Annotated in this window: 26 protein-coding genes and 1 pseudogene; 12 read left to right on the top strand and 15 right to left on the bottom strand. The window is 69.4% G+C overall.

Annotated elements, in window-relative coordinates:
• Positions 1-180 precede the first annotated feature (180 nt).
• The 6 genes from P1P70_RS02485 to P1P70_RS02460 all read left to right on the top strand — a co-directional run bounded on the left by P1P70_RS02485 (position 181) and on the right by P1P70_RS02460 (position 5,442).
• Positions 181-570: a hypothetical protein gene (locus P1P70_RS02485; protein WP_319234144.1), complete on the top strand. Its 390-nt coding sequence runs from the start codon at positions 181-183 to the stop codon at positions 568-570.
• A gap of 59 nt (positions 571-629) precedes the next feature.
• Positions 630-755, top strand: coding sequence for a hypothetical protein (locus tag P1P70_RS02480; protein WP_413471406.1), 126 nt, complete (start codon positions 630-632; stop codon positions 753-755).
• Positions 756-801: 46 nt separating this feature from the next.
• Positions 802-1,887: a MerR family transcriptional regulator gene (locus P1P70_RS02475; RefSeq protein WP_319234142.1), complete on the top strand. Its 1,086-nt coding sequence runs from the start codon at positions 802-804 to the stop codon at positions 1,885-1,887.
• A 617-nt stretch (positions 1,888-2,504) separates the two neighbouring features.
• On the top strand, positions 2,505-3,191 hold the full coding sequence (locus P1P70_RS02470; RefSeq protein ID WP_319234140.1) for a DUF485 domain-containing protein: 687 nt from the start codon (positions 2,505-2,507) through the stop codon (positions 3,189-3,191).
• Complete coding sequence (locus P1P70_RS02465) at positions 3,188-4,846, top strand: cation acetate symporter (protein ID WP_319234138.1); 1,659 nt, start codon at positions 3,188-3,190, stop codon at positions 4,844-4,846. The genes P1P70_RS02470 and P1P70_RS02465 overlap by 4 nt, the downstream gene beginning before the upstream one ends.
• Before the next feature lie 59 nt (positions 4,847-4,905).
• Positions 4,906-5,442 (top strand): phosphoribosyltransferase family protein, encoded by a 537-nt coding sequence (locus tag P1P70_RS02460; RefSeq protein ID WP_319234136.1) that lies wholly within the window; start codon positions 4,906-4,908, stop codon positions 5,440-5,442.
• A 63-nt stretch (positions 5,443-5,505) separates the two neighbouring features.
• On the opposite strand, the gene P1P70_RS02455 is transcribed toward P1P70_RS02460, so the two are convergent.
• From P1P70_RS02455 to P1P70_RS02440, 4 genes are all read right to left on the bottom strand, one after another.
• Positions 5,506-5,760 carry a hypothetical protein gene (locus P1P70_RS02455; RefSeq protein ID WP_319234134.1) on the bottom strand — a complete coding sequence of 85 codons (255 nt, stop codon included), beginning with the start codon at positions 5,758-5,760 and terminating at the stop codon, positions 5,506-5,508.
• Positions 5,761-5,975: 215 nt separating this feature from the next.
• Positions 5,976-8,765, bottom strand: a complete 2,790-nt coding sequence (locus P1P70_RS02450) for a hypothetical protein (protein WP_319234133.1) — start codon at positions 8,763-8,765, stop codon at positions 5,976-5,978.
• Positions 8,766-9,247: 482 nt separating this feature from the next.
• Positions 9,248-9,787, bottom strand: a complete 540-nt coding sequence (locus tag P1P70_RS02445) for a GNAT family N-acetyltransferase (RefSeq protein ID WP_319234131.1) — start codon at positions 9,785-9,787, stop codon at positions 9,248-9,250.
• A 150-nt stretch (positions 9,788-9,937) separates the two neighbouring features.
• Positions 9,938-10,210 (bottom strand): hypothetical protein, encoded by a 273-nt coding sequence (locus tag P1P70_RS02440; protein WP_319234129.1) that lies wholly within the window; start codon positions 10,208-10,210, stop codon positions 9,938-9,940.
• Positions 10,211-10,396: 186 nt separating this feature from the next.
• On the opposite strand from P1P70_RS02440, the gene P1P70_RS02435 reads away from it, so the two are divergent.
• Together P1P70_RS02435 and P1P70_RS02430 are read left to right on the top strand one after the other, a co-directional pair.
• The gene (locus P1P70_RS02435; RefSeq protein WP_319234128.1) at positions 10,397-11,863 is read left to right on the top strand and encodes a VWA domain-containing protein; all 1,467 of its coding nucleotides are present in this window, start codon (positions 10,397-10,399) and stop codon (positions 11,861-11,863) included.
• Between the two features lie 53 nt (positions 11,864-11,916).
• Positions 11,917-12,450, top strand: coding sequence for a DinB family protein (locus P1P70_RS02430; protein ID WP_319234127.1), 534 nt, complete (start codon positions 11,917-11,919; stop codon positions 12,448-12,450).
• 288 nt (positions 12,451-12,738) lie between these two features.
• On the opposite strand, the gene P1P70_RS02425 is transcribed toward P1P70_RS02430, so the two are convergent.
• The 5 genes from P1P70_RS02425 to kdpF form a co-directional block, all read right to left on the bottom strand.
• The gene (locus P1P70_RS02425; RefSeq protein WP_319234126.1) at positions 12,739-13,704 is read right to left on the bottom strand and encodes an ankyrin repeat domain-containing protein; all 966 of its coding nucleotides are present in this window, start codon (positions 13,702-13,704) and stop codon (positions 12,739-12,741) included.
• Positions 13,705-13,818: 114 nt separating this feature from the next.
• Positions 13,819-14,487, bottom strand: a complete 669-nt coding sequence (locus tag P1P70_RS02420) for a potassium-transporting ATPase subunit C (protein WP_319234124.1) — start codon at positions 14,485-14,487, stop codon at positions 13,819-13,821.
• Between the two features lie 24 nt (positions 14,488-14,511).
• Complete coding sequence (gene kdpB / locus P1P70_RS02415) at positions 14,512-16,665, bottom strand: potassium-transporting ATPase subunit KdpB (RefSeq protein ID WP_319234122.1); 2,154 nt, start codon at positions 16,663-16,665, stop codon at positions 14,512-14,514.
• On the bottom strand, positions 16,662-18,326 hold the full coding sequence (gene kdpA, locus P1P70_RS02410) for a potassium-transporting ATPase subunit KdpA (RefSeq protein WP_319234120.1): 1,665 nt from the start codon (positions 18,324-18,326) through the stop codon (positions 16,662-16,664). Before kdpA ends, kdpB begins: the two co-directional genes overlap by 4 nt.
• A 7-nt stretch (positions 18,327-18,333) precedes the next feature.
• A complete protein-coding gene (gene kdpF / locus P1P70_RS02405; RefSeq protein ID WP_033530374.1) occupies positions 18,334-18,423 on the bottom strand; it encodes a K(+)-transporting ATPase subunit F in 90 nt (29 codons plus the stop codon).
• Positions 18,424-18,885: 462 nt separating this feature from the next.
• Between kdpF and P1P70_RS02400 the strand changes: the two genes are divergently transcribed.
• Positions 18,886-19,650, top strand: coding sequence for a MerR family transcriptional regulator (locus P1P70_RS02400; protein WP_319234118.1), 765 nt, complete (start codon positions 18,886-18,888; stop codon positions 19,648-19,650).
• 417 nt (positions 19,651-20,067) lie between these two features.
• Here P1P70_RS02400 and P1P70_RS02395 read toward each other — a convergent pair whose 3' ends face one another.
• Positions 20,068-20,337, bottom strand: a complete 270-nt coding sequence (locus P1P70_RS02395; RefSeq protein WP_413471405.1) for a hypothetical protein — start codon at positions 20,335-20,337, stop codon at positions 20,068-20,070.
• A gap of 54 nt (positions 20,338-20,391) precedes the next feature.
• On the opposite strand from P1P70_RS02395, the gene P1P70_RS02390 reads away from it, so the two are divergent.
• Both P1P70_RS02390 and P1P70_RS02385 read left to right on the top strand, forming a co-directional pair.
• Positions 20,392-20,607, top strand: a complete 216-nt coding sequence (locus P1P70_RS02390; RefSeq protein WP_319234116.1) for a hypothetical protein — start codon at positions 20,392-20,394, stop codon at positions 20,605-20,607.
• A gap of 125 nt (positions 20,608-20,732) precedes the next feature.
• Positions 20,733-21,788 (top strand): PP2C family protein-serine/threonine phosphatase, encoded by a 1,056-nt coding sequence (locus tag P1P70_RS02385; protein ID WP_319234114.1) that lies wholly within the window; start codon positions 20,733-20,735, stop codon positions 21,786-21,788.
• Between the two features lie 50 nt (positions 21,789-21,838).
• Here P1P70_RS02385 and P1P70_RS02380 read toward each other — a convergent pair whose 3' ends face one another.
• The 5 genes and pseudogenes from P1P70_RS02380 to P1P70_RS02360 all read right to left on the bottom strand — a co-directional run bounded on the left by P1P70_RS02380 (position 21,839) and on the right by P1P70_RS02360 (position 25,492).
• On the bottom strand, positions 21,839-22,588 hold the full coding sequence (locus P1P70_RS02380; RefSeq protein ID WP_319234112.1) for a class I SAM-dependent methyltransferase: 750 nt from the start codon (positions 22,586-22,588) through the stop codon (positions 21,839-21,841).
• 164 nt (positions 22,589-22,752) lie between these two features.
• Entirely contained in the window at positions 22,753-23,148 is a 396-nt protein-coding gene (locus tag P1P70_RS02375) for a GNAT family N-acetyltransferase (RefSeq protein WP_319234110.1), read from the bottom strand.
• Between the two features lie 121 nt (positions 23,149-23,269).
• Positions 23,270-23,709, bottom strand: a pseudogene (locus P1P70_RS02370) (VOC family protein).
• A gap of 153 nt (positions 23,710-23,862) precedes the next feature.
• On the bottom strand, positions 23,863-24,549 hold the full coding sequence (locus P1P70_RS02365; protein ID WP_319234109.1) for a hypothetical protein: 687 nt from the start codon (positions 24,547-24,549) through the stop codon (positions 23,863-23,865).
• Between the two features lie 91 nt (positions 24,550-24,640).
• Positions 24,641-25,492, bottom strand: a complete 852-nt coding sequence (locus tag P1P70_RS02360; protein ID WP_319234108.1) for a chromosome condensation regulator — start codon at positions 25,490-25,492, stop codon at positions 24,641-24,643.
• 163 nt (positions 25,493-25,655) lie between these two features.
• Here P1P70_RS02360 and P1P70_RS02355 point away from each other — a divergent pair, with 163 nt between their 5' ends.
• Complete coding sequence (locus P1P70_RS02355) at positions 25,656-26,126, top strand: hypothetical protein (protein WP_319234106.1); 471 nt, start codon at positions 25,656-25,658, stop codon at positions 26,124-26,126.
• Positions 26,127-26,224 lie beyond the last annotated feature (98 nt).

The following is a 26,224-nucleotide window of genomic DNA, read 5'->3' as shown; positions in this document are numbered from 1 at the left end:
CCGCATACACCAGGGCCGTACGGGCAGACTTGGGGGCAGTTCTCGTCCGGCGGGGTGACGGGGCGCAGCACGGGAGGACTTGCGGACGGCCTCTTCCGTGGGACGCGACCCGGGCAGCGCGCGACGCCCTCGTTCTCGTCTCCGCAGGCACCCCTTGGTCCGCACCACCAGGAGAAATCAGTGTCAAACCCCCCGCTGCTCACCCCCGAGGAGAAGCTCGCCGACGTGAAGAGGCTGTTGAGCCTCCCGCGTATCGTCGTGATCTGCGGCTCCACCCGCTTCATGACCGATATGAACGAGGCGGATCTGCGGGAGACCAGAGCCGGAAAGATTGTCGTCAAACCGGGCTGTGACATGAAGTCGCCGCGCGAACTGTGGTCCGATCCTGTCGAGGCCGAGGCGCTGAAGGTTCGACTCGACGATCTGCACCGGGCGAAGATCCGCCTCGCTGATGAGGTACTCGTAGTCGGCGACTACATCGGAGACAGCACCCGAGCCGAAATCGTCTACGCCCGGTCGCTGGGCAAGCCCGTGCGGTTCACGCACCCCGACGTCGACCCTGACGCCTGACCGCCCGCTGCCACCTCGACAACCAGGGCCGGCAGCCCGCCGCATGACCCAGCTGATCCATGCGCGAGTCCACTGGCAGCAGCACGGCGCCGACCGCCGCCGTGGTCGACGCGCTGAGCGTGAAGACGTCGGAAAACGTGGCCGAGACCGGCCAGGGCATCGATGCCGGCAAGAAGATCAGTTGACCCTCGACATGGTCGAGGCACCAGAGTCCCGGGTGTGGAGAACGACATGCACAGCATTGGAGAGATGTCCCGGGACAGCGGGCTCGGGGTGAGTGCCCTGAGGTTCTACGACCGTGCCGGAGTGCTGGTCCCCGCGTGGGTGGATCCCGTGAGCGGTTACCGCTGGTACGAACCCGAGCAGCTCGAAGAGGCCCGGCTGTTGGCCCGGCTGCGTCGGGCGGGCATGCCGCTGGCCGACATCCGGCTCGTCCTGGCCGCCTGGGGCGGCGCGGACACGCAACTGGTGCACGGTCTTCTTCAGGCGCACCTGCGCCGTCTCGAGCTGGGGCTCTCCGATGCCCGCAGTGAGTTCTCCACTCTCCGAGCCCTACTCGACCACAGGGAGACAGCCCCCATGACCTCGCTTCACACCGCCACCGTCCCGTTCTCCGTGCCCACGCCGGAGTTGGCCGCCGCGTTGGACGCGGTCCGTTTCGCCACCGGGACCGACGCGGAGCTGCCGACGCTCGGCGGGATCCTGTTCGACATCGAGGGCGAACTGCTGCGTCTCGTGGCCACCGACCGCTACCGCATGGCGGTCGCGCAAGCCCGTACGACCGGGCACGGCGGGCCTCGGACGCAGGTGGTTGTGCCTCTTCCGCTCGCCGACGCGATGCGGGCCCTGCTGACCGGTGAGGAGCCCGCCCAGCTCATTGTGGACGGTGACCGTGTGACGCTCGAGACCGGGGACCGGCAGGCGGCAGGGCAGAGCCTCGGTGGCGAGTTCCCCGACTACCGTCGCCTCGTCCACCTCCCGGCCGGTCGCCGGGCCCGCGTCGACACGGCTGCCTTCCGCCAGGCCCTGGAGACCGGCCCGGTCCGCGAGGGCGAGACGCGTGAGCAGGACGGCGAGCCGTACGACCTGAGCGTTCTCCGGGTGACGGAGGACGGGTCCGTGATCGTCTGCGACGACGGTGACGACGACCAGAACAATGTGGCCGTCAACCGCGAGTTCCTGCTGGACGCGCTCACCGCCGGGGCGCGGGACGAGTTGGTCCTGGAGCTGGGCGCGCCCACGGCGCCGCTCGCGATCCGCCGGCCCGACGACGAGCACGCCTTCTCGCTTCTGATGCCGGTTCGCTTGGAGGAGTAGGAAGAGCAAGAGGAAGAGGAAGAGGACTGGCTTCTGGCTTCCGGCGTGTGACAGGTTCCCTTTCCAGCGGTCGACTGCTGTGGGCTCCGGCCGAGCGTCGCCGACTCCGGGCAGGGGGCGGGCAACAGCGGCACCTCGGAACTCACGGCTGTCGGCACGGACGCGTCAGCCACGCCCTGCCTGTTCGCGGCGAGAGGGGCGGCGACCACCACGCAGCCCACCGCCGCTCCTCTTGCCGCCGACCGTCCGCGAGTGGGTGGACGTAGGCGGACGTAGGCGGACGTGGGTGAACGTGAGTGGACGTAGGTGGACGTGGATGAACGCAATGCACGCAAGTACCTCACATCGTTGCCGTTCCCGACTTGTCGGCCCAATGATCACTGCGGCACGGTAGGGGCCGACGAAGCGAGGACGGCGGTGGGGCCCGGGACGGCTCGGCCGACGAACCGTGTGCACGGTTTCGGGGCATGCCCGATCCCTTTTCGGTGTCATTCCCTGCCGAGTGTCTTCGTCGTTGACGTCGGTTCCCCGGCTGCGAGTCGGGAGGAGCCGTATGGCCACAAGCCTTCGTCCTACGCGCTCTCCCCATCCGTACTACTTCCTGCCGAGGACGACTGATGGATTCCCGCGATCTCTTTTCCGATCAAGACCCTCCCGCGGCTGCCGCGCTGTATCTCAGTGCTCTCGACCACGAACAGCATTACTCCGCCGCCGAGTTGTGGCAGGCCGTATTCCGCGCCCAGGCGGCCGCCGGTCGGCCGGCCGAACTCTCGCAGCTGTACCGTCAGTCCACGCTCGGAGCCGACGCCTCCGAGTACGACGTCCGGGCCAGAAGAAGCTGGGCTCTGGACATGGCCCGGCACCTGACCCTGGACGGCGGCCGCCCCGCCGACGCCGAGCCTCATGCGTGGGCGGCAGCCTGGGAAGAACCGGCCGCGGCCCCCTCCGGGGCGCCCCACACACCGTCCCCGTCACCGTCCCATCACCCGGCCCCGCAGTCGTACGCCGGCTCCCGGCAGACGACCGCGCTGCGTGAACTGCGTACCGCACGCCGTCGCCCGGCGCGGGTCGCCGCCGCGGTCGTCGTCGCCCAGATGTCAGGCGTCGTACTGGCCAACGAGGCACCAGGTGTCATGGCGATCGCCTGGGCGGGGCCCCTCAACATCGGGCTCGGCCTGGTCCTGGCGCAAGTGGTGCTCACCGGCTGGGCGATCCTGTGGTACGCACGGTATGCGGGGAGGCGTCTCGAGCCCCTCGTCAAGCGTCACCACGCGTCCTTCCCGCACCTGGAGAGCCACCGGTGAACTCCGTCCTCGCACTCTCCGGCCCCGCGCTCTCCGACTTCGCGCTTTCCGACTCCGCAGTCTCCGACTCCGGTGGCGCCTTTCCGCTCATCGCCGTCTTCGGCCTCTGTGTCGTCTGCACGCTGCTCCTGTCGATCGGGTCGATCCTCCCCGAGAAGGACGAGCTGAGCGGCTTCTACCTCGGTCAGCGGCGGCTGCCCTCAGCCGTCAACGGGCTGGCCATCTTCGGCAGTTACATGTCCGCAGCAGGCATGCTGGGCAATCCCGGCCTGATCGCGCTCACCGGTTACGACGGGATCGCCTACGTCCTGGCACCCATGGTCGCCTGGTCCGTCCTGGTGCTGCTGGTCGCCGAGCCGTACCACAGCACCGCACGCTTCACCATCGGAGACTCCCTCGCCCTACGGCTGCACACCCGGCCGGCGCACCTGGCGGCCGGTGTCACGAGCGTGGTCGTATGCCTGCTGTACCTGACCGCCCAGCTCGTCGGCGCCGGAGCGCTCGCGGCCACGGTCCTGGGCATCGACGGAGACGGCGCCCAGCGGATCGTCGTGGCCGGCCTCGGACTTCTGATGGTTCTCTATGTCGTGATCGGCGGCATGCGCGCCGCGACCCTGGTGCAGGGCGTCAAAGCCGTGGTCCTGCTTGCCACAGGCCTGTTCGTCGTTCTGGCGGTCATGTCGGAGTTCGGCTGGAGCCCGGCACGCCTGCTGGACGCAGCCGTCCTTCACAGCGGCTTCGGTGACGCTTTCCTGGAACCCGGCATCCGCTTCCACGACCGCACCAGCAAGATGGACTCGCTCAGCCTGCAACTGGCGTTCGTGCTGGGAGCGGCGGCCCTGCCGCACGTGCTGATGCGTATCGGGACGGTTTCCAGCGGACGCAGGGCCCGCAGGTCAGCCGGGTGGGCAGCGTGCCTCGTCATCGTCTTCACCCTGTTCGAGGTGGTCACGGGCCTGGGCTCCGCGGCACTGATCGGGTCGCAGACCATCGCGCGTGACGCCGCCTCCGGCAATACCGCCGTGCTCCTGCTGGCCGAGCGCCTGGGCGGGCCGGTCCTGCTCACCGTGGTCGCCTGCGTCGCGTTCGTCACGATCGTGGCCGTCGTCGCCGCTCTCACCCTCACCGCGGCGGCGGCCCTGGCCCACGACGTCTACGGTGCGACGATCATGCGGGGCAGAGCGTCCGAGAAGAGCGAACTCGCCGTGGCACGTTGGGGCGTCGGACTGATCGGAGTGGCGGCGATCGCCCTGTCGATGCTCGCCCAGCATCTCAACATCGCCTTCCTTGTCAGCCTGGCCTTCGCCATCGCGGCATCCGCGATCCTGCCGGCACTGCTCTGCAACCTGTGGTGGAAGGGTTTCACGACGAAGGGAGCGGTCTGGAGCATGTACGGCGGCCTGCTCGTCGCCATAGTGCTGACGGCGCTGTCCCCGGCGGTCTCGGGCAATCCGACCGCTCTGCTGCCCGGTGCCGACTTCGCGGTGTTCCCGTTGCGAAACCCCGGTCTCCTCTCCATTCCCGTGGGTTTCCTGCTCGCCTGGGCGGGCTCGGTACTCGACCGACGAGGAGGACGCGGAGGAAAGGAGGCGGACTACTCGGAGATGGAGATCCGCGTGCTCACCGGAACAGGGCCCGCCCGCCGCGGCAGCTGAGCCCCGCAAGCAGAGTTAATGGTTTGCCGCGTTGGTCGGCGATCGGAAGACTTCCGCCCATGCCTTCGACTGCACGTGACCTGACGCTTGAACACTTCCGGTGGGTCGGTGCTCACGCGGATGTGTGGGCGATCTTCCGGGATGCCGAGGCACTGGCCTCAGTGGTCGCTGCTCTCGTTGAACCGTTCCGGGACGAGCAGATCACGGCAGTTTGTGGGATCGAGTCGCGAGGATTCCTTCTGGGCGGTGCCGCGGCCGTCGAACTCGGCGTCGGTTTCGTTCCCATCCGGAAGGGCGAGGGGCTCTTCCCGGGCGACAAAGTGGTGCGTCGGTCGTCTGCCGACTACCGACACCTTCGTCACACGCTGCGACTTCAGCGACCGTCGCTGGGGCCAGGAGACCGTGTGCTGCTGGTCGATGACTGGATGGAGACCGGAAGCCAGGCTGCGGCCGCCCAGGGCATGGTCGAGGAGTGCGGGGCGACCTGGGTGGGATGCAGCGTCATCGTTGATCAGCTCACCGGTGCACCGAGGAACGCCCTCGGCACCGTTCGGGCACTGTTGACTGCGCAAGAACTCCCACCGTGCGAGTCGTGAGCCGATCGGTGGGCGCGATCTGCGGCACGGAAGTCGGGCATGCCGAGGCCGGCGTGGCGTCACTCAGTCCGCGTCGCTGATGGCCGTCCGAGCGGCACTCGTCGTCACGATCTCGGTGGCGGTGCCCAGCGGTGTCTCTGCCCAACCGAGCAGTGCTCGGGTGATCGCGATCGACTGGATGATGCTCACGCCGCGCTCGGCCAGCAGATGTTGAACGGCCTCCATCCCGTCGTTCGCGAGCACGGGCCGGCATAGCTCGGCGAGCGCTGTCCATCGGGCGGCTTCCTCGGGCCGCAACCCGCCAATGTGGTCGAACATGAGTGGATCCTCCCTGATGTTGCAGGGCACGAGAAGGGCGTCCTGTGCGGACCCCCTGCGATATCCGGCTCGGGAGAACTCAGCAGTCTGTGGGAGGCGGGGCCAGGCCAGGCCAGGCCGGACCCCGCACACGAGAGTCCCTACGAGAGTCCTTACGGGGGGGGCGCCACGAGAGGTCCCCGCGAGGGGTCCCACAACCCCCGTACAGGTCGTGCCTACCCCTTGTCGAGCACCGTCCCCGTCAGCACCGGCCTGTCGGGCAGCGGCTCGGCGTGCCTGTCGGTCAGCGCGAGCCGCATCGACTCGGTCGGCTCGGCCACCTGGTCCTGGACGGTGGGCACGACGAAGTCCACGCCGGTGCTCCCGGACGGTATGTTCACCCACACCCACAGACGCGCGTCGGACAGCGGCCGCTCGGGGTCGGGCTCGTCACCGGACTGATCCTTGAGCCACTGCCGGTCCACGTCCTTGGTGGACAGCTCGGCGCCCTCGGTGGCCGGAAGCACCCGCACCGGCTGCCACATGTCCGACGCCGCGGGCACATCCATGGACAACCGCCAGGTCAGCGTCTCTCCTTCGGTCACCCGGTCCGCGACCGGCGACAGGGTGATCACCGGCTCGGGTTCGTCGTTCTGAACGGTGAGCCCACCCCGGTACTTGCCGACCACGGCGCCCCGGACGGCCTTGACGGCGATGTCGTGCTCCACGTCGTCGCCGTAGACCTTGTCGCCCTTCACATCGACCGGCACGTCGATGGCGTCGCTGCCGGGTCGTACGGTCACGAGGCGCGTCTCGGCCCGGCCGCCGTCAGGGTCGAGGACGTACACGCGAACCTGCCCACTGCCGCGCCCGGAGATCTGGACCGGGATCCGGTAGGTACGGGTGCCCGAGTCCCCCTCCTTGACCAGCGTGCGGCCCACATCGACACGCGGCGCTGCCGCCGCGTTCACCGCCGCGGTGCCGGGCGCCCAGCCCCAGGCGTCCATCAGCCAGGCCTGCCCGGACCGTGAACGGGGTGTCAGCTCAAGGGAGGTGACATGCCTGAGATCGAGCCCGGCCCGGGTCGCCGCCGACAGCGGGACGCGCAGTTCCTGCGCCCAGTGGGAGGCGGTGTGCACGGAGCCCGGGAGCCCGTCCACCCGGACCTGGCCCAGCGTCACCCGGCGGTCGGAGGAGTCGGTGACCGACACGTCGAGCTTCGTGCCGGTCGTGTTCGGCGGCACGAAGACCCGCAGCGCGAGCTTCTGAGAGCTGCGGAGGGAGATCGGCTTGGCGGGAGTGACACGCGCGGTGGAGCCCGGGACGGACCACTTCAGGTGGACCGCGCCGCGGCCGACCTCCCGCTCCGTCTCCCACGACGCGAAGTGCGGTGACGATCCGAGCGTCTCCGGGTGCAGACAGGCCACGGCCGGGTCGGGGTCGACCGCCGAACACAGCCGGGCGCCCTGCACCTTCGCCCCGTCGTCCGGCAGGAAACCGCCGCCACGGCGGGCGCCGACCGCGTGGGTCAGGACCCGGGCCGGGTCCGCGGACGGGGCTCGCTTGCCGGAACCGTCGAGCAGCGGACGCACCCGATCGTCCCCGGCGATGAAGAGCCGGGCCGCGGCGGCGATGTACGCGGCTCCTGCCCTGTGCTGCTGGGCGGCGCTCAGCCGGGTCGCGGCGCCCGGAGCGCACACCGGGTCCGGTTCCTCCTCCGGGTCGGTCGCGAAGTCGTCGTGGGCGGGTGCGACGGCCTCGCCCGGGGTCCACTCGCTGTTGAAGTAGTTGTGGTTGGCGCCGACCATGTAGACGGCGCTGTGCAGGGCGGTGCCCCGCCCGGTCCCGCGTGTCCCGTCGACGAAGTTCTCGCCCTGCAGGTCGGACACGTCGCCGTCACAGCCCGGCAGCAGCGTCATCGACGGCACGTCGGCGACCGGGTTCTGGCCGAAGATCGTCGGTGCGATGAGCACCGTTCCGCGCACCTTCCAGCGCACCGGGCCCCGGTAGCCGTCCTCGGCGGCCGGGGGCGGGTAGAGGCTGTCCATGGCTGCCCGGTTGACGCCCTCGCCACCGCGCGAGTGGCCGACGAGCAGGACCCGGGACAGGTCGGCCTCCGGCGCCCGGCGTACGACGGCCGGGGCGGAGGACCGCCGGGCGCTCCAGTCGGCCCAACGGGCGAGGTGCTGCCGTACCAGCGAGGAACGCGCCTGCGCGCCGGCGTCCTCGGACTCCCCGTCCTGGGCGTTGATGCCGTTGGCCGAGACCGACACCGTCACATAGCCCTGGGATGCCAGCAGTCGCTGGTCGCGCAGGTAGCCCAGGTGGCTCGGGATCGGCCGGTAGCCGTCCGCACAGGGCCAGTCGGCGTTCACGTCGTCCTCGGTGCCCGGCTTGTAGCAGGTCCCGTGGCGGCCGTGCAGGAACAGGGCCAGCGGACGGCTGCCGGTGGCGCCCTTCGGTGCGACGACCCGGGCGGTCATCTCCACCGGGGTGGCGTACCCGGGCAGACGCACCGGGTCGAGGTCGTAATTCCCGGTGACCGTGCGGTAGGCGCCGGGCTTGCCCGGATCGACGCCGTTCGCCGGCGCGGGCGAGGGCGCGGGCGCGGGCGCGGGCAGCCGTGTGGCGCCCGATCCGGACTCGTGCGTGTCGTCGGCCGCTGAGTCCAGTCGGCGCCCCGCGGCCGTCACTTGCAGGTCAGTCAGCTGCTTGGGCTGTGCCTGGCCGAGATCGAGCCGGAAGGTCCGCCCGTCCCTCGCCGGCTTCGGCACCCCGAGCAGCCGGTCCCCGGTACGGAACTCGACCCGCGCGTCCCCCATGGGCACGGCCTTCGGCGCACGCCAGACCAGCTCACGTTCCCCGCCCGTCTCGTCGATCCGCCACCCCGGCGGAAGCGGGCCGTCGTCCCTCACGCCTAACGACGGGGATGCGTGCGGCTGTTCGGCCTGTGCCGGACCGGGCGAGCCCGCCAGGGCCGCCAGCACCGCCACTGCGGTCACACATATGCGCCGGGCACGGATCAATGGTCCTCTCCTCAAACCCTGTGCGCAGACGTCCCGTCGGTCCCAGGCGTCTCACGCGTCACGTAGGACGGGAACAGGTGTCCGAGGGTTTACCGCGTCGGTGGTTTCCCACAACTCGGCGGCGGCCAGGGCGGGTTGAGCGGATGGCGCACCGGGGGTGCGCCGGGGGTGCGCCGGGGACTGGGACTGCCCGTCCGGTCCATCCGGCATATGGCCCTGCCCGGGCCTTGGACGCGTCCTGCACGACGACTCAGCCAGTCAGCCGCGCTGCCGTGCGCGGCTCACTCCGCGGTGTGGTGGAGAGCGAGGCGTCGCTGGATTCGACGGCCAGGACACGCACCCTGCACTCCCTGCCCGACCGACCACCCGACCGACCACCCGGGCGGGAGCCCTGCCGGGCAGGCGGCCTGACGGTGGGGCCATCGCCCTCCGCGAGTACAGGCGCGGGCACGGGAGGGCGCGGGCACGGGCATGGCGCGGGCTCAGGCGGACGGCGTGACCGGGGGCCGAAGGCCGAGCCACTGCTCGGCGTTCCAGGCATCGCACCGCTCCACCTCGGTGAACCCCAGCCTTGCCGCAAGGCGCATCGAGGCGACGTTGGCGGTCTGGGTGGTGAGCACCACCGGCTCACCGGGAAGGGCACCGTCGAACCAGCCGAGCGCCGCCGCGCACGCCTCGGCGGCGTACCCGAATCCCCACGCCCCCGGAAGGAACAGGTAGCCGAGATCGACCATCCCCGCGGCAGCCGGGCGCTGGTGCTCAGGTGCTCTCCTGAGCAGGATCTGGCCGATCATCACCCCGTCGAGATCAACGACGAAACTCCCCGCCCACCGCTCGGGAACCACGGGCATCTCGCGCTCGAGCTCGCCACGTCCGCGGGGGCCGCCGAGGTAGGTGTGCACCTCCGGCGAAGCCAGCAGATCGATGAACACGGCTCGGTCCCGGGCCTCGGGCTCCCTGAGGACCAGCCGCTCGGTCGTGACGGGGGCGGGTGGCCAGGCGACGGACCCCAACGCAGTCATGACGGGCAACCTATCGCGCGCCCGCTACGGCCGATTCGTTTGTTCCCGGAGCCGCGCCGACTCGTGTTCGCCGGCCGCCGACGCACCGCGCCGCGCGGCGGCACCGCACCGTACCCGTCGACCACCGACGCTCGACCCAGTGGCGGCCCGTCAGGGGCTGTCGCCGTTCCAGTCCCAGCGGGCCGGATCGCCGGGGCGCGGGTGGTACACGGCTCGCCCGCCAGGACCGAACTGCCCGAGCTCCGTGGCGAGCGAGGCACCGTCGTCGATCTCCTCCGGCCTCCAGCCGGTGATGTCGAGCAGCAGTCCGTCCAGCGGCCCGCCCACCAGCTCGGTGTAGCGACGTCCCGGCTTCGGGCCTGGGTGCTCGTGGTCGGCTCCGTAGATCCGGCCGCGCATCAGCTGTTCATCGTCACTGTCCATACGGTTCAGCCTCTCAGCCGCCACCGACAACGAGGCCGGCCCACCGGCGCCTGCAGCCTGCCCACCGGCACACGTGGCTTGCCCGCGTCATCGAAGAGACCGGCGCCCCGGAGTGGGGACGTAGTCATGCGGTGTAGTCGTGGAACGGACGGTCCCGGTGCCGGGTTCTTTGGGCAGACTGGGCGCATGACAGCGACATCAATGGCCAAAGGCGGCAACCTTCCCGTCGCCGCCACCGCGGTACAGGTCGAGCTCGGCTGGTCCGGGGGCCTCGGTGCGCCGGACGCCGATGCCTCGGCTCTGCTGCTCCGTGCCGACGGGCGGGTGCGGGACGACGGGGACTTCGTCTTCTACAACCAGCCCCAGCACGCCTCGGGTGCCGTGCGTCATCTGGGGAAGCAGCGGGCCGGTGGCGGTACGACGGACACCGTCGGGGTGGATCTGGGGGCCCTGGAGCCGGAGATCGAACGGGTCGTTCTCGGTGCTTCAGCGGACGGGGGCACCTTCGGCCAGTTGTCCGGTCTGCGGCTGCGGCTGCTCGACGCCGGAACGGGTGAGCAGCTGGCTCTGTTCGAGATGGAGGCTACGACGGAGACCGCGTTTATCGGCGGAGAGCTGTACCGGCGGGCCGGTCAGTGGAAGTTCCGCGCGGTGGGACAGGGGTACGCCTCCGGACTCGCGGGGCTGGCCACGGACTTCGGGATCAGCGTGGACGAAGAGGCGGGCGCCACCGCACCGACGGCTTCCTCCGCAGCCACGCCCGCGGCCACGCCTGCACCCACGTTCCCGCCCGCACCCGCCGCTCCCACGCCCACTCCCGCCGTCGCGAGCGTCCCGGCCCAGACCGGCCCTCCCACCCCTCTCCGCCCACCGGCGGCCGCCTCTCCGCGTCTGGTCAAGGGCGAGGAACACTTGCCGGTGGACATGCTCAAGCGGCTGTCCCTGCGCAAAGAGCAGATCGCCGTCAGCCTGCGCAAGCACGGGGCGGACGGAGTGACCGCACGCGTCATCCTGGTCCTGGACGCCTCCGGGTCGATGTCGTTCCTCTACTCGAAGGGCGTCGTGGCCGACGTCGTGGAGCGGATGGCCGCCGTGGCCGCCCAGCTCGACGACGACGGTGAGATGCAGGCGTGGACGTTCGCGTCGAACCCGGCCCGGCTCCCGGACCTCTCCCCGGGTGACCTGCCGGAGTGGCTGCGGCGTCACGTCCGGGTCGGTGAACTGACGTTGTTCCGGCGTAAGAAGCCACAGAAGGGTCTGCTGCCGGGCCAGGTGGACATGCGCGCGGTCGGGATCCAGAACGAGGAGCAGAAGGTGATCGCGGAAGTGCGGGCATACGTTCGCGAGCACCCGGCGGCCGCCCCCACGCTGGTCCTCTTCTTCTCCGACGGTGGTGTCTACCGGAACAAGGAGATCGAGACCGAACTCCGGGCAGCGGTCGACGAACCGGTCTTCTGGCAGTTCGTCGGCCTGGGACGCTCCAACTACGGCGTGCTGGAACGGTTCGACACCCTGCCCGGCCGACGCGTCGACAACGTGGGATTCTTCGCCGTCGACGACATCAGCCGCGTACCGGATGCCGAGCTCTACGACCGACTGCTGTCCGAGTTCCCGTCATGGATACGCGAGGCACGGCGGCTGAACATCATCTGAGCCGACGAAGAAATCCGGCGGCATCCGGCAACCGAGCGCCCTAACGTGCTGGCATGTCACCTTCACTTGAGCGTCCCCCTTTGCAGGCGGACGAACGCGCCGCGCTAATCGGCTGGCTGGATCTGCAACGGCAGATCCTGAGATGGAGATGCGAGGGCCTGAGCGAGGCGGACGCGCACCGTTCCGTCGTCCCGACCTCGCCGGCGATGACGATGGCCGGGATCATCGGCCATATGAGGTGGGTCGAACACGCCTGGCTGGAGGTGCTGTTCCTGGGCGGCGACAAGACACGGAACCCGTCCTTGGCCGCGGCGGGCGAGGACGCGGACTGGCGCACCGACGGCATCTCGCTGAAGCAGCTGCTCACGGAGTACGAAGCCCAGTGCGTCCGAAGCAACGAGATCGTGGCCGAGGCTTCCCTGGACGACGTCGGCCGCCACCCCGACTACCGCGACAGCAACGCCAACCTCCGCTGGATGCTCATCCATCTCGTCGAAGAGACCGGACGGCACGCGGGGCACGCGGACATCGTGAGAGAGCTGCTCGACGGGGCGAAGGGGTATTACCGGGTGCCGGGCAAGACGTAGCCGCGTTTGCCGAACCTCGTTGCCACGGCCGAATCGCTACGGCCGGATCGCCACGGCCGGGGAGCCTGAGGGCATGATCCTTTCGCTCGGCTTCATTTCCGCGCCCGGGAGCACGCGGCGGTACTGAGTTGGCCGGGCGCGATTCGGATCAGCTCAATCGTGGTGGGACTGAAGGTGCGTTGCGGTCCCGCCTCGAAGCGCCCGGCCCTACCTGCCCGCGCACTCGACCGACGTGCGGTCCGAGCGGTCCGGGCGGTCCGGGCGGTCCGGGCGGTCGAGTGCGCCATGTCAGCAGCTCCAGTAGTCGCGATGCGGCAGTTCGACCCACACATCGGGCGGCCCGACCACGGCGCGCCCGTCATTCAGCCGCAGGTCCGCGAAGGCACAGGCGTAGGCGACGGCGTTGTGGCGATAGAGGTACGAGGCCAGCACCTCCGCGGAGGTGTCGTCCTCGTCCGGTCCTCCGCCGGGGTGCAGGTCCGAGCCCTCGATGGTTCCGTTCCGGACGATGCTGCCCTGGTTGCCGCTCTTGGGGTTGGCGTACAGGCCGTAGCAGAGCGTGCCGGCGGACAACCGGGCCAGCACGCCCGGCATCTGCGGCGCGTACCCCCAGGGCTGGGTGACGACGCAGCCGCCCGGCACGGACGTGACGCCGATGAACCACAGGCTCTCGTCCATGTCGTAGGCGTAAGGATCTTCCAGCAGCTCACTCAGCTGATCGCGCAGTTCGCGGTCCACCGGCGTCGCCTGGAGACGGCGCACCGCCTCGGCCGCGTCGATACCGGTCACGCAGGCCAACCCTGTTCCCTCGTAGTAGAACTCGCCCAGTGCCATGGTGAGCCGAGCAGCCTCCTGCGCTGCCGCGCGCTCGGTGTCGGTCAGACATATCCCTTCCGGTACCGGGAACAGCTCGGGCGTCGGTCCGGCCAGGCTCAGCCGCCCCGGGGACCAGCCACCGAGCGACGGCCGCCAGGGATCGGCCCCTGCGGCGGCGAGCGCGCGTGCATGGTCCGCTTTCCTCGACAGGACTGCTTCCCACAGGGCCGTCACCCCGTTCTCCAGCGCGTCCACATCCGCGACCCGGCGGGCCAGTACCGCAACGGCCTCCGGAGAGCCGAACGCCGCTGCCCTGTGCAGGGGGCGGCCCCCGCTCCATCTCTCCGGATCGGCGCCTTCGTCGAGACGCCGACGAATGTCGTCGGCATCCGACCAGTCCCCACCCATGCCGGCCCAGCCGTCGCTGCCCACTGCCACCGCTCCCCCTCGAACACGTCACACACGTCCGCACTACTGTTCGGTGACCGGACCCTATCGTCGACGAAGGCGCGGAGCCCCCGCCGCCGACTCCTCTGCGTGTCGCGCGGACCCTCACTCGGTCGCCACGAGGTCCTTGAGCGCGATGTTGAGTTCGAGGACGTTCACGCGGGGCTCACCGATGAAGCCGAGGGTGCGGCCCTCGGTGTGGTTGGCGACGAGCTTCTGCACCTGGGCGGCGGTCAGGCCGTTCTTCTCCGCCACGCGGTGGACCTGGAGGTCGGCGTAGGCCGGAGAGATGTCCGGGTCCAGGCCGGAGCCGGAGGAGGTGACCGCGTCGGCGGGGACCTGAGACGGCCGGATGGTGTGGCCCGGCACGGAGTTGTCCTTGACGACGGCCGCCTTGGCGTCCTCGACCTGCCGGATCAGGTCCTTGTCGTCGGCGGACAGGTTGGTGGCACCGGAGAGCAGAAGCTTGTACTGCGTGTTGATGCTGTTGGAGCCGAGCCCGTTCGCCGGACGGCCCTGGAACCACCTCAGGTCCGGCTCCGGGGTCTCCTGGCCCTTCTTCAGCGGCAGGTTGTACGACTGCCCGATCAGGGACGAGCCGACCACCCTGCCGTCCGCCCTGACCGCCGAGCCGTTCGCCCTGTCGTTGAAGAGGGCCTGGGCCACGCCGGTGACCGCCAGGGGGTAGATGACGCCGGTCACCAGGGTCAGCACGAGCAGGGCGCGCAGGCCCGCCCACAGCAACCGGCCGGTGTTCGATACGGAGTTGTTCATGGCGGTCAGCACGCCTTTCGGAAACTACAGCCCGGGGATGAGGGAGATGAGCAGGTCGATGAGCTTGATGCCGACGAACGGCGCGACGAGCCCACCAAGGCCGTAGATGGTCAGGTTGCGGCGGAGCAGCTTGTCAGCGCTGACCGGCCGGTACCGCACGCCCCTCAGGGACAGCGGGACCAGCGCGATGATGATCAGCGCGTTGAAGACGACCGCGGAGAGGATGGCGGAGTCCGGGGAGGACAGGCCCATGATGTTGAGCTTGTCCAGCCCGGGGTAGACGGCCGCGAACAGGGCCGGGATGATCGCGAAGTACTTCGCGACGTCGTTGGCGACGGAGAACGTCGTGAGCGCGCCCCGGGTGATGAGGAGTTGCTTGCCGATCTCGACGATCTCGATGAGCTTGGTCGGGTTGGAGTCGATGTCCACCATGTTCCCGGCCTCCTTGGCGGCCGAGGTCCCGGTGTTCATCGCCACACCGACGTCCGCCTGGGCGAGGGCCGGCGCGTCGTTCGTTCCGTCACCCGTCATCGCTACGAGCTTTCCGCCGGCCTGCTCGCGCTTGATGAGGGCCATCTTGTCCTCGGGGGTCGCCTCGGCGAGGAAGTCGTCGACACCCGCCTCCTCGGCGATCGCCCGGGCGGTCAGCGGGTTGTCGCCCGTGATCATGACCGTCCTGATGCCCATGCGCCGCAGCTCCTCGAACCGCTCGCGCATGCCCTCCTTGACCGCGTCCTTGAGATGGATGACGCCCAAGACCCGTGCACCGTCACTGTCCTCGACGGCCACCAGCAGCGGCGTGCCACCGGCCCCGGAGATCCGGCCGGCCAGCGGGCCGGCGTCCTCCGAGACCGTGCCGCCCCGCTCCCGCACCCAGGCGGCGACCGAACCGGCCGCGCCCTTGCGGACCTTGCGCCCGTCGACATCCACGCCCGACATCCGGGTCTGTGCGGTGAAGGCGATCCACTCGGCGCCGGACAGCTCCCCCTGGCTCCGCTCGCGCAGGCCGTACTTCGTTTTCGCCAGCACGACGACGGAGCGGCCCTCGGGCGTCTCGTCGGCCAGCGAGGAGAGCTGGGCGGCGTCGGCGAGTGCGGCCTCGGTCGTGCCGGTGACGGGCACGAACTCCGCCGCCTGACGATTGCCGAGGGTGATGGTGCCGGTCTTGTCGAGCAGCAGGGTGGAGACGTCACCGGCGGCCTCGACCGCGCGGCCGGACATCGCGAGGACGTTGCGCTGGATCAGGCGGTCCATGCCCGCGATACCGATCGCGGACAGCAGCGCGCCGATGGTGGTCGGGATGAGGCACACCAGCAGGGCGACCAGCACGATCATCGTGAGGTGGGTCCCCGCGTAGTCCGCGAACGGAGGCAGGGTCGCCACCGCCAGCAGGAACACGATCGTGAGCGAGGCCAGCAGGATGTTGAGCGCGATCTCGTTGGGTGTCTTCTGCCGGGCCGCGCCCTCGACCAGGGCGATCATCCGGTCGATGAAGGTCTCGCCCGGCCTGGTGGTGATCCTGACGACGATCCGGTCGGAGAGGACCTTCGTCCCGCCGGTGACGGCGGACCGGTCACCGCCGGACTCCCGGATGACGGGCGCGGACTCGCCGGTGATCGCCGACTCGTCCACCGAGGCAACCCCCTCGACGACGTCGCCGTCCCCGGGGATGATGTCGCCCGCCTCGCACACGACCAGGTCACCGATCTGCAACTCGGTGCCGCGGACCCGCTTTTCGGCAGCGTCCTTGGTGAGCCGTCGGGCCACCGTGTCGGTCTTGGCCTTGCGCAGGGTGTCCGCCTGCGCCTTGCCCCGGCCCTCGGCGACCGCTTCCGCCAGGTTGGCGAAGACGACGGTCAGCCACAACCAGACGCTGATGGTCCAGCCGAACCAGTCAGTCGGGGCCTTGAAGGAGAAGAGCGTGGTCAGGACGGAGCCGATCCACACCACGAACATCACGGGCGACTTGACCATCACCCGGGGGTCGAGCTTGCGGAAGGCGTCCGGCAGCGACTTCAGCAGCTGCCGGGGATCGAAGAGTCCGGCGCCGACCCGGCCTTCCTTGTGACCGGTCAGGACGTCCTGGTGCGGCGCCCGGGTGGGAGTGGCGGTGGGCATCGCGTCCTCCGACTGCTGCGGGTTCTGCCTGTTGCGCGGGTTCTGTGTACGGGTGGTCATGACGCCAGCCCTTCGGCCAGGGGCCCGAGCGCGAGGGCCGGGAAGTAGGTCAGACCCGTGATGATCAGGATCGCGCCCACCAACAGGCCGGTGAACAGCGGCTTCTCGGTGCGCAGCGTGCCCGCCGTGACGGGGACCGGCTTCTGCTCGGCGAGGGAACCGGCCAGGGCGAGGACGAACACCATCGGCAGGAAACGGCCGAGCAGCATCGCGAGTCCGGTCATGGTGTTGTACCAGTCGGTGTCGGCGTTCAGGCCGACGAAGGCCGAGCCGTTGTTGTTGGCGGCGGACGTGAAGGCGTAGAGCACCTCGGAGAAGCCGTGCGCGCCGGAGTTCAGCATGGAGTTCGGCGGGGTCGGCAGGGCCATGGAGGCGGCGGTGAGGACCAGAACCAGGGCCGGGGTGATGAGGATGTAGCAGGCGGCGAGCTTGATCTCGCGGGTGCCGATCTTCTTGCCCAGGTACTCGGGGGTGCGGCCGACCATCAGCCCGGCGATGAAGACCGTGATGATCGCCATGACGAGCATGCCGTAGAGGCCCGAACCGGTACCGCCGGGCGCGATCTCGCCCAATTGCATGCCCAGCAGGGTGAGGCCGCCACCGAGGCCGGTGAAGGAGGAGTGGAAGGAGTTGACCGCGCCGGTCGAGGTGAGCGTCGTCGACACGGCGAAGACGGACGAGCCGGCGACACCGAAGCGCTGCTCCTTGCCCTCCATCGCACCGCCGGCGATCTCGAACGCCGGGCCGTGGTGGGCGAACTCGGTCCACATCATCAGCGCGACGAAACCGACCCAGATGGTCGCCATGGTGCCGAGGATCGCGTAGCCCTGCTTCACGCTGCCGACCATCACACCGAAGGTGCGGGTGAGCGAGAACGGGACGACCAGCAGCAGGAAGACCTCGAAGAGGTTGGTGAACGGGGTCGGGTTCTCGAACGGGTGCGCGGAGTTGGCGTTGAAGATGCCTCCGCCGTTCGTGCCGATCTCCTTGATGGCCTCCGTCGAGGCGACCGCACCGCCGTTCCACTGCTGGGAGCCGCCCATGAACTGGCCGACCTCGTGGATGCCGGAGAAGTTCTGGATGGCTCCGCAGGCCACCAGCACGACGGCGGCGACCACGGACAGCGGCACCAGGATGCGCAGGGTGCCGCGCACCAGATCGGCCCAGAAGTTGCCGAGTTCACCGGTGCGGGAGCGCGCGAATCCTCGTACGAGGCACACCGCTACGGCGATCCCGACGGCCGCGGAGACGAAGTTCTGCACGGCGAGCCCGGCGACCTGAACGACGTGGCCCATGGTCTGCTCGCCGTAGTAGGACTGCCAGTTGGTGTTGGTCACGAAGGACACGGCCGTGTTGAACGACTGGGCCGGGTCGACCGAGTGGAAGCCGAGCGAGCCGGGCAGGACGCCCTGGATCCGCTGGAGCAGGTAGAGGAAGAAGACGCCGACCGCGGAGAAGGCGAGGACGCCGCGCAGGTACGCGGGCCAGGTCATCTCCGTGTCGGGGTTGGCACCGATGCCCTTGTAGAGCCACTTCTCGACCCGCCAGTGCCGGTCGGAGGAGTAGACCCTGGCCATGTAGGTGCCGAGGGGGATGTGGGCGAGAGCCAGCGCGCCGATCAGAGCGAGCAGCTGGAGGACGCCTGCGAGTACGGGACCCATGACGCTCTCAGAACCTCTCCGGGAAGATCAGGGCGAGGACGAGATAGCCCAGCAGGGAGACGGCCACGACCAGGCCGACGACGTTCTCGACGGTCACAGCTTCGTCACCCCCTTGGCGACGAGAGCCACCAGCGCGAAAGCGGCGAGGGCGACGACGACGAAGGCCACATCGGCCATCGCGAACTCCTGGGAGGGGTCGGAGGAGGATCGGACGATTAGAGGAAACCGCCTGTTGGCCGGATCGGATCGCCCGTTGACGGGTCCCTTACGGTGACGCCCCCGGCATTGACGGAACCCATACGAAACCCTGCTCCGAGGCGGTGTCCGGGCCGGTGACCCGGCCCCGGCCATCCGCTTGAGAAAGGGTGGGGCGCGCGCCCTCCGGTCCGGGCACGGTGGGTGGGCGGCGGCCGTACGGCCGCATAGCCTGCACAGGCTGCATACGGGTCAGGCCCTGGTGCCTGTCCGACAGGGCTTCGGGCTTGCGCTTTCCGTTGCGGCAACTTCTACGGTCATGTGTGGGGCCGGAGAGAACGGCCCGGCGAGGGAGGCACCGGCAATGGCCTGGTCGATCGCGGAGGTGGCGCGGATGTCCAAGGTGACATCGCGGACGCTGCGGCATTACGACGAGATCGGCCTGCTGCCGCCCGCATGGATCGGGAGCAACGGGCACCGCTACTACGAGGAGGCCGATCTGCTGCGGTTGCAGCAGATCCTGCTGATGCGGGAGCTGGGCCTGGGGCTGCGCGAGATCCAGGCGGTTCTGGACAGCCAGCTCGACCAGGTGACCGTGCTCCGTGAGCACCACCGACGGCTGCTCGCGGAACGGGACCGGCTGGAGACTCTGGCCCAGACGGTCGGCCGCACCATCGCCGAACTGGAGGAAGGCAAGGGCAAGGGCCGTATGACGAAGATCAACAAGCCGGAGAACCTGTTCGAGGGGTTCCAGGCCCCCTCCGAGGCCGAGGCCGAGGTGCGGGAGCGGTGGCCGCAGGCGTGGAAGCAGTCGCGGCAGGCCGTCGAGGCGATGACTTCTGAGGACAGGGAGCGCTGGCAGCGTGAGGTGACGGCGCAGATGGTCCGTATGGCGGAGTTCATGGTGGCAGGCACGCCGGTGTCCGACCCTGCGGTACAGGCCGAGGTGCACGCCAACTACCAGGGCATCTGCCGGTTCTGGACCCCGACAGCGGCCGCGTACAAGGGGGTGGGCCAGACCTATGTCGACGACCCGCAGATGCGGGCCAACTTCGACAAGATCGCCGACGGTCTCGCCGTCTACCAGCGCGATGCGATGACCGTGTACGCCGATGCCCGGCTGAGCTGACCGCACGCACCCATGGGTGGTCGGGCGGTCATGAGCGCAGCCAGAGGAGAACGGCTGCGACGGTCACGGTGCCGAGGAAGGCGTAGACCGTTCGCTCGACTGTCGCTGAGGTGATCGCCCTGGCGTGCTCAGGCACCGCCAGGGCCGACAGCCGCCGTCTCGGGCGAGATGAGCCGGTTCCGGTTCGGTCGCGTCGGCGCTGGATCGGTCGCGTATCCCGGCCCCGCCGCGTTGCCGGTTGCGGTCGGCCCAGCATGCGTCGGTGGCGTCACTGGTTGAAGGCGTTCGGCGGACCGGCGCAGCGGGTCATCACGGCGGGACACGAGGGCCTCCTGCGGTCGGTCGTCGATGTCACGATCCGCAATCCACACCGAGCGCAGAACGCCCTCAAGGGTATGACTCCTGCTGCGGATCCGATCAGGGGGCGGCCGTCTGCCAGTTGGGGGCCGTGCCTCTGCCGTCGGGAGACGGCAGGCTTCTCGGGGACAGTGGCGCGGAGCCGAAGTAGGAGCCTTGCTGGCCCGCACTCTGCGGGCGGTCGGGAATGGCCGTACCGGAGAAGTGTGGTTCCAGCAGGCGGTGCAGGCGGTCGGCTTCGTCGCGCACCCGGGCGGGGATGTCGCCCCGCTCGGCGACGAGACGACTGTAAATCGGGGTTTCGAGGGTTATGGCTGACTCTGCTGTCATACCGAAACCCTACGGTGCGGCTCTGACATCGAGGTCCACGTCTCGTGCCTCGCGGTGTGGTCCAGCCCGGAACCTGTCACGCTCGACGTCACGTTCCTGCCGCACACCGCCGAGCTTCTCGGCGGTGTCCCGCAGGCCGTCGACTGCGGACCGCTCTACTCCGCGGTCCCCCAGATCAACGCGAGGGCGTTGGAGCACGACATCCACGGACCCAGGCAGCCGTTGCCGCGGGGCGCACCGTCGGGCGGTCGTGACATCAAGCCGACGTGAACATGCGTTTGCGCCTGCCCGAATGCCCGCATTGTTGTAGTTACGATTCATTCGTGCCTACTTTGAGGCGACAGCGACGCCGTCGCCCACGCGGTGACCGATGGGACGCTGTCCGGCTGTCACCGGTGATCCTCACCCTCCTCATCGGCGCGCTGGCGTTCGCGACACCGAGGGACATCGCCATCAGCCGCCTCCTGCCCGCCGCACCGGCTCTGGCCGCCTCGATGTGGACCGTGCTCCCCACGATCCTCCTGGGCGCGTTCTGCGTGCTGCTCATGCTCGGCCTGAACCTCTTCTACAGCGATCTGGGCACTCCCTACACGACGGCGGCAATCGCCGCCGTCACCCTGGCCGCCGCCTACGCGAGCCACGTCCGGCTCCGTCGGGAGCAGGCCCTCCTCCAGATCCGGCTCGTCGCCGACACCGCCCAGCAAGTCCTGTTGCGGCCGTTGCCGAGCCGTCTCGGAGACATCGAGATCGAATCGCTGTACGTCGCGGCGCAGGCCCAGGCCCAGATCGGCGGCGACTTCTACGAGGCGGCCGAGACACCTCACGGCGTCCGCCTCCTCCTGGGAGACGTCCGGGGCAAGGGCCTGTCCGCGGTGGGAGCGGCCTCCGCGCTGATCAGTTGCTTTCGAGAGGCCGCACACGACGAACCCGACCTGACGGGCGTCGTCCGGCGCCTGGAGACCAGCATCGGCCGTCACAGCGCCGCCTACCCCTCGCAGGACCTCCCGGAGCGGTTCGCCACCGCTCTGCTCGCCGAGATCCCGCACGGCGGAGGCCAGGTCAGGCTCCTCAACTGCGGGCACCCCCCGCCCCTGCTCGTCCATCAGGGCGAGATGCGCGTACTCGACCTCGGCGAACCCTCGCCGCCTCTCAACCTCGCGGCACTCGTCGAAGACACCTACCGCACCGACACCGTGCCCTTCGCCCCGGGCGACCAGCTCCTGCTCTACACCGACGGCGTGACGGAGACACGGGACGACGCCGGCGAGTTCTTCCCGCTGCAGCACTGGATGCGACAGCAGGGCCCGACGTCACCCCACAGACTGCTCGACCGACTCCACCAGGACCTGCTCCGCTTCAGCGGCGGCAGGCTCGACGACGACGTCGCGGCCCTCTCCGTGCGATACCCGAGGTCCCGGTCCCACCCCCTTGAGACGGACAGCAGCACCTGATCTGCGCCGCACGGTACCCGGGCCCCCGGGCCTGATGAAGAAAGAGGCGATCAGGCAGCGGGCTGGAGCCGGAAGTGCAGGTCGGTCTCGTCTGCGGGTGCGGGCTTTCCGTGCTGATCGGTGACGGCGGTCACGGCCAGGCCGGCAGCCGTCGCCAACCGCCCGAACACGTCGCGGGGGTACCAGTGCAACACCCACGGACGCTCCACGACGCTGCTCTCGGAGCCGTGGTGGCGTTCGTAGCGCAGAAGCGCCGTCTGTGTCCGGGCCTGCTCATCACGTTGCTCGGCGACGACGGACACCCGGAGTTCGGCGCCGTCGGGTGAGGTGGCCGTGCGCACATGGCCCATCTGCTCGATGGGGGTCGGTCCGGGGATGAAGAGGGGCACCAGGGCGGTGCCGTCGTCCGTGAGGTGGGCGCGGATACGGCGCAGCGCGGCCAGGGCGGTCGCGTCATCGGGCAGCAGCGTGAACGTCGGCCCGGCCAGGAAGACCGCCCGGTAACGGCGAGGCAGATCCAGAGCCTGCATACGCTGGTGGAACACGGTCACAGGGATGCGCTGCTCACCGGCCCGCCGCCGGAGGCGCTCCAGCATGTCCGCTGAGGAGTCGACGCCCTCGACCTCAAGACCACGTCGGCGCAGTTCGAGCAGGGGATCACCATCCCCGCACCCCAGTTCCAACGCCGGCACGCCGGCTTGCTCGACGAAGGCCGCATAACGCTCGGGATCCTGGGAGAAGGACTTCAAGGGTCCATAGATCTCCGCGACGATGCCGGTATAGAAGTCAGCTGGGTCCACGCCCGTCACCCTACGCACACGCGCCCCGTGCGTTCACTCGAATATGACCGAGCCCCCTTGCGCCCTGCCTGAACTCGCCCTCCCCTGACTCGACCTCCCTGAACTCACCACCGAGCGTCCACTGCCGCCCAGGTCATGGCGCAAATTGATTGATGTGGCCGGTGTTACAGAGCGATCAGACCTGCTGCGGTCTCTCTGAACCCGCAGGCATCGAAGTAGAACGGACGGAGGTGCTCCTCGAAGTCGACGTGCAGCCACTCGCACTTCGCGGCACGGGCTTCCTCGGCCGCAGCCGAGACCAGCGCTGCGCCGACGCCTTGGGTCCGGCAGTCCCGGGCTACCACCGTGTCCAGGATGAAGGCGTGAACTCCCCCGTCCCAGACGACGTTGACGAAGCCGATCAGGGAGCCGTCCTGCCACGCACAAACCCAGCCGAGGCTGTGGCGATCCAGTCTGGCTCGCCAGTCGGTCTGAGCAGCCGGCTGACCGAAGCCGTCAGCGTGCAGTGCGTCGAGGGCTGCATTGTCGAAGTCACCTCGCCATTCGTACCTGATCGTCACGCTGCGATCGTAGGGGTTCTCTCCTTCCAGGGCCGGCGTAGACGGGGCGTCGCGTTGCAGGGGCGGGGCGAGGTCCGGGCTGTGAACTGGTGAGCCGCCCGCCCAGCGGTACCCCTCCTGTTCAGCGCAGTTGCTCGGCGAGGCCGACGATGATGCCCTCCGGGCCACGGACGTAGCAGAGCAGAAAGCTGTCCTCGAACCGGGCGATCCCGCCGACGAGTTCGGCGCCGTGCGGACGGAGGCGGGCGACGGTGTCCTCGATGTCGTCGACGGCGAACATGACGCGGTGCGTGCCGAGAACGTTGTGCGGCTGGTTTCGCGGCTCGGGGCTGATGCATCGGGGCTGCGGTACTTCGCCAGCTCGAGCCGACTGTGACCGTCCGGGGTCCGGACCATGGCGATGTCACAGCGAACGCCGTCGAGTCCGGTGCACTGGTCGGCGACGGGACCCTCGATCTGCGCCCTGCCCTCCAGTTCCATACCGAGCTCCAGAAAGAACGCGAGGGCGGCATCCAAGTCCTCGACGACGATGCCGACGTTGTCCATCCGCTGAATCGCCATGTCTGTTTCTCCTTCGTCCTCGTGCGGCCGGTCGTGGCCGGTGATGTGCCTGGGACGGAGCCGGTGGCTCCTTCTCGACATGGTCGGACCGCCGTCTGCGAAAACTCCGCTGACACGCGCCCGGCCCACTTCTCCCCGCCGATGTCCACTCGGTCACACCTCCTCGTGCCACGGGAAGCCGTGCGGGTCCGCGGCGGCACGGGTCCACACACGCTCGTCGTCATGGCCGCGAATCCGGCGCAGGAAAGGGAAGTCCGCCGGCCGCACGGCCAGTTTGGCGACAGGGGTCACCGGTACGGGACTCGCCCATTGGGCCGGCTGCACCATGACATCACCCACCCGCATCCGCGGCTGCAGCTCGAACGTACCGGCGGGCAGGAGGTAGACCGTGCCGGGACGCCAGGGGCGCTGCTTCAGCGCCTGCGCGCTGATGGAGAAGTAGTAGTGCGGCTCGCCGAGCCGCTCACTGCCGTCAGCGACGCGAGCGCAGCCGTTGAGCAGCGACATCGGGTGCCGGTGCCGGTCCAGGATCGCGTAGTACATCGGCCAGAGCCCGTCGCCGGCAGCGAAGACCGCACGCCGGTTGCCGAACTCGCTGCTGTCGTCCGGCTGCCGGGGCTCGAAACGACTGATCTCCGGGTCGCCCGAGCCGTGCAACAGCAGTCCACCGCGGTCCGCCACATGGCAGAGGAACTGCCACTTCGGCGCCTCGATGGGGTAGTCGATGGGTTCGTCGGGACCGTTCGCGAGCGCTTGTTCCACCAGTCGGTCGAAGGATGCGGACGTCTTGTGGTCCGGGGTTGGAGCGGGACGCGTCATCCAGTACGGAGGCAGCTTCATCGGAGCAACCTATCCAGGGCACGGCCTGGGCCACGGCGTATCGGCCCGGTGTGATCGCCTACTCCCCAAGACCTCTTCTCTGCCCGCGCCCTTACGGAAGCCGGACTCCGGACCAGGCGTCGACCGCGCACTGTCTGTCGGCGTTGTTTCCTGTGGACACGACCGTGCCGTCGGCGCGCAGGCCGAGGGTGTGCGTCGAACCGGCCGCCACGGCGATGATGTCGCGCCAGTCGCCGACGTCGCACTGTCCGTGGCTGTTGTCTCCCGTGGCAAGGGCCCGCCCGGACGCGGTGACCCCGACGGTGTGGTGGCTGCCCGCGTCGAGCACGACCACCTCTTCCCACGCGTCGACCTCGCACGCCCCGGTCGTCCGGTCTCCGGTCGCCACCGCCCGCCCGTCGGCCCTGAGGCCGACCGTGTGGACATACCCGGCCGCGATGGCTGCGAGGTCACGCCACCCTTCGACGGCGCACTGCCGGCGCCGGTCGTTGCCCACGGCCAGTGCGGAACCGTCCGACCGGACGCCGACCGAGTGCCAGTCACCGCATGAGAGGGCGACCACCTCGCGCCAGGACTGTACGTCGCACTGCCCTTCCGAGTTCCGGCCGGCTGCCAGCACGCGGCCGTTCCCGAGCAGCCCGAGCGTGCGGCGCCAGCCCGCGGCCACGGCTGCGACTCCGCGCCAGCCGGCGACATCGCACTGCCCGTCGCCGTTCCACCCCGTTGCCAGCACCGTGCCGTCCGAACGGAGACCGACCGTATGGGACTTGCCCGTGTTCCGCGCGGAATGGACGTTGCCCGCCGCCACCGCGAGGACGTCCTCCCACTGCTCGACACGGCATTCGTCGGCCGCGGTGTGGCCCACGGCGAGAACGGTCCCGTCCCAGCGCCGTCCGACCGAATGACGTCTACCGGCCGCCAACACCGACGGATCGACGAGCATTCCGCCTCCTTGTCCTTGTTCTGGGCGAGTTCGTGACATCAGGTCTACCAGTGACTGAGCGGTCCTCAGGGGCTCCGGCGATCTCGTGCGCCCGTTCGCGGAGCGGAGCCCTTCGGGGTCGCGGTCTTGATCAACGTGGCGTCCGTTGGTTCACTTGCCGGTTGTGGAGAGCATGCTGGCGGCGCTGATAGCGGTGGCGGGAACACTGCTCGGTGTCGTCGTGACCAACCGACAGCAGGACAGGCGTGCCGACCGGAGCGAGCGGATCGTCGCCGCCGAGCGGCTGCGGCAGGAGAGGATCACGGCCTACGCCGAGTTCGCCCGTACGGTGATGGAGTTCAGGTCGTCCCAGTACCAGCGCTGGCGCCATCGCCAGGACGGACACGACAGTCCTTCCTACGACGAGGTCCGGTACGAGTCCCATCAGCGCAGGGCCCAGGCGTGGTACGCGCTCTACCGTGTCCGTCTGGTGGCGGCGGGCGAACACGACCTGGTGGAACTCGGCAAGACGGCCATGACCCTCGCGACGCGTATCGACGAGGCGAGTGACCTGGAGGAGCTCAGGGACATCGGCTCCAGGACCAGGGTCGCGGTGGAGGAGTTCATCGACGCGGCCTCACCGCACATCTCCTGATCCACAGGGGGGAATACCAGGGCTTCGGTCGTGCGAAGGAAACGGCGCCGATAGTTTGGAACGACCCCGGTTCGAGGGCAATTCGAGGGCGAGGGGTC

The sequence above is a fragment of the Streptomyces sp. MB09-02B genome (assembly GCF_033794485.1).
GTDB lineage: Bacteria > Actinomycetota > Actinomycetes > Streptomycetales > Streptomycetaceae > Streptomyces.
The sequence above is the reverse complement of the archived record's forward strand: the minus strand, read 5'-3'. Positions and strand labels throughout refer to the sequence as shown.